Genomic DNA, 6,463 nt, shown 5'->3' on the forward strand with positions numbered 1-6,463 from the left:
CTTGGTTCTAGCCTACTCGGAAAATCCTGCGGATTTTCCTTTGGTTCGCTCCATTTTTATTAAGTTAGTTGCTTAATCACGCAACTATCCTTACACAAACACGTTAGGCAACATTTGACAAACCAATCAACATTTGAATAGAATATGGGATTTTTTGATTTTTTAAGTTTAAAAACAACTGACGAAAAACTGACAGAAAAATTAGTGAATTTTGTTTACAACAGCATTCAATCTGAAAAAGGAGTTCGAGTAGAAGATGCGATATGTTTGATTTCTACAATTGTTGCTGAAAGATGTATTGAAGTTACGAATGAATTTTCAATTAACGAACACGAATTCGAACCTGGTTCAGCAGTTTTTTCCGAGAAAATTAATGAATTACTTGTTGGAGAAATCGCTGTAGAAAAATGGACTGAATTGCCTGAAGAATGTGTTTTTGCTAGAATTAAAAGTAAAATTAATTCTCATTTTGACAATAGTTCTTTTCCTTCTCTAACTGGAATTTTTGAAAATTACGCGAAGAATGTTGGAAAAACGGAATGGGGAAATCTAAATTTATCAATTCCAGAAGATAACAAACCATTCTTATTGCCATTACGAGTTGGATATGAAACAAGAAAATTCATTGATAATAATATAAATATTGAAAATAACGAAAAGACATTACAGATAGCGATTAGCGCAATAGGAAAAATACTTATAGAAACTAAAATGGCTTTGGACTCATCAATTGCTTTGGTTATGACATTTGAAATTATAAATGGAATGTCTAAAACAGCAACAATGACTGACAAAAAAATGGCGGAATTAGAAACTTAAAAAAAATAAAAACGTTGCCTAACACCGTATAAAAAAAATTGCTAGTTTTAGCTAAACCAAAGTTAGTTGCTCGTTTGCTTGCTTCTGATTTTCCTTCGGAAAATCCTCGCACACAAACACGCAACTTTCCTTATACAAAACCGTTGGCAAACATTAAAAAAGGAAAAAAATGAAGAAAACCATACAATCTGGATTACTTACCTTAATAACTATTCTTGCTATAGGGTGTGGCACTGAAGAACAAAAAAAAACGGCAGAAAACAAACAGGAAAAAACTATTACAACTAATGTAAAGTCTAATCCTTTAAAAGATGTTTATTGGGGAGATACCCATTTACATACTGCTCAATCATTTGATGCTATTGCATTCGGAACATTTCTAGGACCAGAAGAAGCATATAGATTTGCCCTTGGTGAAGAAATCACCTCCTCTACTGGTGTTCCAGCAAAACTTTCACGTCCATTAGATTTTTTAGTTGTTGCTGATCATGCAGAATCGATGGGGATTTTGGGTGAAATTAAAGCAGGTAACCCAAAATTAATGGGTAACGAAACTATACAGAGGTGGAATAAAATGTTAAACGATATTGATTTACAAAAATCTCTTGATGTTTATGAAGAAATGGCTGGCAGTGTACAACCCGGTGCTGACCCACTACCTGATGAAGTCAACAATGAAGAAATTATTACCTCCATTTGGCATAAAAATATAGATGCCGCAGAAAAATATAACAGCCCTGGGAAGTTCACTGCGTTAATTGGTTATGAATGGTCATCAAATACTGGAGGAAATAACCTTCATCGTGTTGTTATCTATAAAGATGGTAAAGAAAAAACTATCCAAGTTTTACCTTTCTCTTCACAGGTCAGTGATGATCCAGAAGATCTATGGAAGGCTCTTCAAGCATATGAAACTACTACTGGAGGTAATGTTCTAGCAATACCACATAATGGTAACTTAAGTAATGGTAGGATGTTTCCACTAATCAATCCTGTAACTGGCAAGAAATTCTCCAAAAAGTATGTACAAAACAGGAACAAGTTTGAAGTACTATATGAGGCTACTCAGATAAAAGGAGATGGCGAAGCACACCCTACACTTTCTCCCAATGACGAATTTGCCGATTATGAAACTTGGGATAAAGGAAACCTCGATTTGACTGTGGATAAAACAGATGATATGCTTCAATTTGAATATGCTCGTAATGGCTTGCTAAATGGATTGAAGCTTAAATCAGAATTAGGTGTAAATCCTTATAAATATGGAATGATAGGGAGTACAGATGCGCATACTGGAATAGCTGCTGTTGCCGAAAATAATTTCTTCGGAAAATTACCTCATATGGAGCCCTCTGATCATCGTATTGATGTTCCCATGCTACAATTTGGAGACAAAAAATATATGGGCTGGGAAATGGTTTCTTCGGGATATACAGCTGTTTGGGCTGAATCTAATACACGAGAAGACCTTTTTGATGCTATGACTAGAAAAGAGGTATATGCAACAACAGGATCTAGAATTAAACTACGGTTTTTTGGTGGTTGGGATTTCAATGAATCTGACTTAAATAACAACTATGTTCAAGCAGGTTACGATAGAGGCGTTCCAATGGGTGGTGATTTGAAAAAACCCGATGGAGATGCACCATCCTTTTTGATTCATGCCCTTATGGATCCAGAGTCTGGAAGTTTAGACAGGATTCAAGTTGTAAAAGGCTGGATAGACGCTGAAGGGAGTTTAAAAGAAAAAGTGTACGATGTTGCTTGGAGCGGAGATAGAAAGAAGGACGTTCATGGAAAAGTCCCTTTAGTTGGGAATACTGTTAATCTAAATGACGGGTCATGGTCGAATGACATTGGAGCAGTAGAATTTAAAAAAATGTGGACAGACCCAAATTTTGATGAGACTCAAGAAGCATTTTATTATGTAAGAGTTATAGAAATACCAACTCCTCGTTGGACTTTACACGATAAAATTAGATTCGGTTTAGAATTGAGTTCAGAAGTTCCATTAACAACCACAGAAAGAGCATATAGTTCACCAATTTGGTATTCACCAGATAATTAAAATAAAAACGATTTGCCAACATTGGCTATAATTAATACGGGTTTTGGAGCTTAACCCAAAGTTTAGAGCTTTAAACCAAGTTCGCCAAATCTTTTGATTTGGCTTTAAAACGAAAAAGATAAAACAAAATAAAAAAATTTGGCTAAGTGCTTAATCGAAAGTTCACTGCTTTTAATTCCCGTACTAACCATAGCCGAGACCGTTGTACACCATTTGACGAAACCAATGATATTCTTAATTGACAAAGTAAATTCAGGACACCAAGTAATAGTTTATGAAAACATTACTGATTTAACTAAACGCGTAGAATGGCAAGATGTATTTGAAGGGAAATCAATTATTATAGACAAAAACGGAACTGAATATGAATGGGATTCTTCAAAAAAAAATGAAATCGGAACTGTATACGAATACACTCTAATTCCAACGACAAGAGTTTCGGAATTAATAACTGAATGTTTAAATAGAGTAAATACCGACCAAAATATTTGTGAATTCAATTTTTAAAAATGGTAACTAAACATAAAATAGATTCTGAATTCATTGAAATTTGTCGGCAGATTATAAAGGAGAATCTCGACTTATGTGATTGGGAATTAGTTGAAAGTAGCGACCAATTTCAAACGGAAAAATATTGTGGCGGATTTGACGGAATTGAAAATGAATTCACATTCAGCTACTTTAATGAGTATAGAGATGAATTTTGGTTTCAATTGTCACTTTCGGACATTAAAAAAGTGGAAAAAGTAATAATTAAAGAAATTGAAATTAGAAAAGCGGAATAAAAAACGGTGTACAACATAGTATATAAAAAATTGCTATTTTGTGCTTAACCAATGTTAGTTGCTTTGTTTGCTAGCTTCTGATTTTCCTTCGGAAAATCCTCGCACACAAACACGCAACATTTCATATACGTAACCGTTGTGTGCAAGCCGAAAACCGAGAATAATTGAGAAAAACGATTTACATAATTACTCTGATTTTACTAATAATCGGAATTCCATTTTTTGAATTTATGGTATTAAATTCAATGGTCAGTTTAAAATACGAAACAAATAGTCCGAATGATTGCATCTCAACCGTTTCTGGAATTGACTTATGCAACGCAATTAGAACTTTTCACATTTTAGCAATTCTTTGCGGACTAACATTTATCGGACTTTTAATTTATAGAAAACGGATTTTAAAAACATCTGAAAAAATATGATTTCAATTCTCTTGTTAATTCCGTGGGTAATATTTGGTTTCAAAAATCCGAATTTGAATTTAATCGGCTTAAATCAAACCAAAAAATCCCTGATTTTACTTTTAGGAATTGAAATTGTATTTTTTCTAATTCTCTATCTAACTTTACCTGAACCGACTTCAAAAATTGCTGGTTTACAAAGTTTCTCTTGGAATTATTTTATTGCATATTATGCAAAAGGAATTGCTCCAACTTGGTTAATAAGCGAATATATTAATGGAAATTGGGGAGATAAAATTGATTTAAATTGTAAATACATCTTTTTAATAGTAAGCTTAATTGTTGACTATTTGATTTTGAAAATAATTAGTCCGAATATTAGTAAAATATGGAAAAAGAAAAAGCCTGCACACAACACCGTATAAAAAAAATTGCTAGTTTTAGCTTAACCAAAGTTTGTTGCTCGTTTGCTAGCATCTGATTTTCCTTCGGAAAATCCTCGCACACAAACACGCAACTTTCCTTATACAACAACGTTGTAGCACATTTCCTAAAACTGATGAAAAAGATATTATTAGCAATAATTTCCCTTCAACTCTTCATAAGTTGTAGAGAAAATAGATTTCAAGTCGAATCAGAATTCGAGAATGGGAATAGTGAAATAATTTATGAACAGCTGACCGATACGATAATTTATGGTAAAAATTACAATCGAAAATATAGAGTAAAATTTAATAATCAAAAAGACACTTTACGAAAAGGGATTTACATAAATAAAATGGCAATTGGAAAGCATTTTTTTTATGAAAAGAATAAGATTATTTGTGAAAGAAATTATATCGTTCCAAACCCGTTCTTTATTGATTTAGATAATGAAAATGAGACTATAGATTTTAGTGCATACAAAATTAGACAAGATTCAACTTATTTAAATACGGCTATATTTTTTGATAAAAATGGAGATTCAATTATAGATAAAAGTCATTTTTATAGAACTAAGTTTAAAAAGAAAAAATGGAATGTTAATGACTCATTGGAAGTAGAATTTGAGTTTTACTATCCAAATTACAAAGTCATAAAGTCTGACCTTTACTTTATTGTTCCATCAGATTCTACAATGATTACTTTAGCAAAAGCTGACAAAGATTATATCCTTAAGAGAAAGATTTTAGACAAAAAACACAATGAAATTAAAGGCGTTGTCGATTTTGCTGCTTATGACAAAACAAAAATTGAGGGAGATTCAACAAAATACGCCTTTAGAATTATGTTCATTAATGAGGAATTCGTAGTAAAATAAAACGTGCTACAACACGGTGTATAAAACATAGCTAATAAGTGCTAAACCGAAAGTTTTGTGTATATTATGAAGTCCGCCAAATTTTTAATTTGGCTTTTAAAAAGAGAAAAATTAAAACAAAATATAAAAATTCGGCTCTGTGTTAATCCGAAAAGTTAGTGTCTTTTTGCACGCTACGTTTCATACACAAACCGTTGGCATTCATTGAGCAGAGCCGTTAAAAACGACAATTATGAGTAATTTAAAAGACATTAAATCGGAAATTGAAAAATATGCGAATGACTCAAATCTGACTGAATTACAAATCGTTGAGAAACTGGAAAAAGATTACTTTGACAAAAGAGTAAACGAGAATCTAAAGTTGTATAAAAAAGGTAAGAAAAAAGTGAGCGAAATAACAAAGGACTTAAAAATCTCGCCACGAAAATTTTATGCGATTTTAGAAAAAAAGAAAATAGAACATAAGAAATATAAAAAAGAGTGATTTAAAACAAAACGTTTGACTTTTAGCTCGTTTGCGGAATCGGAAACTGAATTCAAAAATAAAACCCGAATTGAATGCGGAATTTAGCAAGTTGCGGAATTGCTCACTCAATCGGAATTGAAAAAGATTGCGGAATAAAAAACAAAACGAATAATGACAAAAAAATATTCTATTTATTTCATAATCATCGCAGGTATTGTACTTATGATTTACAACATTTCAGAACTTGATTTGGATAATCTTAAAAAAGGACCATTTGCTGGAATTGTATCGAATATCCTTTTAATTTTAGCAATGCTACTAACAATGAAAGATATTAAGAAACAGGAAAATAAATAACCTGAATAAAAACAACGAAATGCCAACACCGTGTATAATTAATTGCTTTGGCTAGTCCTTACTTGGAAAATTCCTTCGGAATTTTCTTGCGTCCGTTTTTGTTTACTAAATTAGTTGCTTAAACACGCAACTAACCATACACAACAACGTTGCCACCAATTATGACCCGTCCTGAATAAAGGCTACATAATTTTAAACATTATGTACAAAAATGACAAAGTAATCAGACGGTATTCAGAACCTTTTAAACTGAAAATTTTAGACGAA

8 protein-coding genes are annotated in these 6,463 nt (G+C 32.2%); all 8 read left to right on the forward strand.

What is annotated here, in order from left to right:
- The first annotated feature begins 144 nt into the window (after positions 1 to 144).
- Complete coding sequence (locus IE051_RS18115) at positions 145 to 819, forward strand: hypothetical protein (protein WP_189362834.1); 675 nt, start codon at positions 145 to 147, stop codon at positions 817 to 819.
- A gap of 169 nt (positions 820 to 988) precedes the next feature.
- Positions 989 to 2,887, forward strand: coding sequence for a DUF3604 domain-containing protein (locus tag IE051_RS18120; RefSeq protein ID WP_189362835.1), 1,899 nt, complete (start codon positions 989 to 991; stop codon positions 2,885 to 2,887).
- A gap of 225 nt (positions 2,888 to 3,112) precedes the next feature.
- Complete coding sequence (locus IE051_RS18125; RefSeq protein WP_189362836.1) at positions 3,113 to 3,394, forward strand: hypothetical protein; 282 nt, start codon at positions 3,113 to 3,115, stop codon at positions 3,392 to 3,394.
- A gap of 2 nt (positions 3,395 to 3,396) precedes the next feature.
- Positions 3,397 to 3,672, forward strand: a complete 276-nt coding sequence (locus IE051_RS18130) for a hypothetical protein (protein WP_189362837.1) — start codon at positions 3,397 to 3,399, stop codon at positions 3,670 to 3,672.
- 418 nt (positions 3,673 to 4,090) lie between these two features.
- Positions 4,091 to 4,498 carry a hypothetical protein gene (locus IE051_RS18135; protein WP_189362838.1) on the forward strand — a complete coding sequence of 136 codons (408 nt, stop codon included), beginning with the start codon at positions 4,091 to 4,093 and terminating at the stop codon, positions 4,496 to 4,498.
- 134 nt (positions 4,499 to 4,632) lie between these two features.
- Complete coding sequence (locus IE051_RS18140) at positions 4,633 to 5,373, forward strand: hypothetical protein (protein ID WP_189362839.1); 741 nt, start codon at positions 4,633 to 4,635, stop codon at positions 5,371 to 5,373.
- Between the two features lie 232 nt (positions 5,374 to 5,605).
- Entirely contained in the window at positions 5,606 to 5,857 is a 252-nt protein-coding gene (locus IE051_RS18145; protein ID WP_189362840.1) for a hypothetical protein, read from the forward strand.
- 153 nt (positions 5,858 to 6,010) lie between these two features.
- Entirely contained in the window at positions 6,011 to 6,196 is a 186-nt protein-coding gene (locus tag IE051_RS18150) for a hypothetical protein (protein ID WP_189362841.1), read from the forward strand.
- Positions 6,197 to 6,463 lie beyond the last annotated feature (267 nt).

The sequence above is a fragment of the Algibacter mikhailovii genome, assembly GCF_014651495.1.
GTDB lineage: Bacteria > Bacteroidota > Bacteroidia > Flavobacteriales > Flavobacteriaceae > Algibacter_E > Algibacter_E mikhailovii.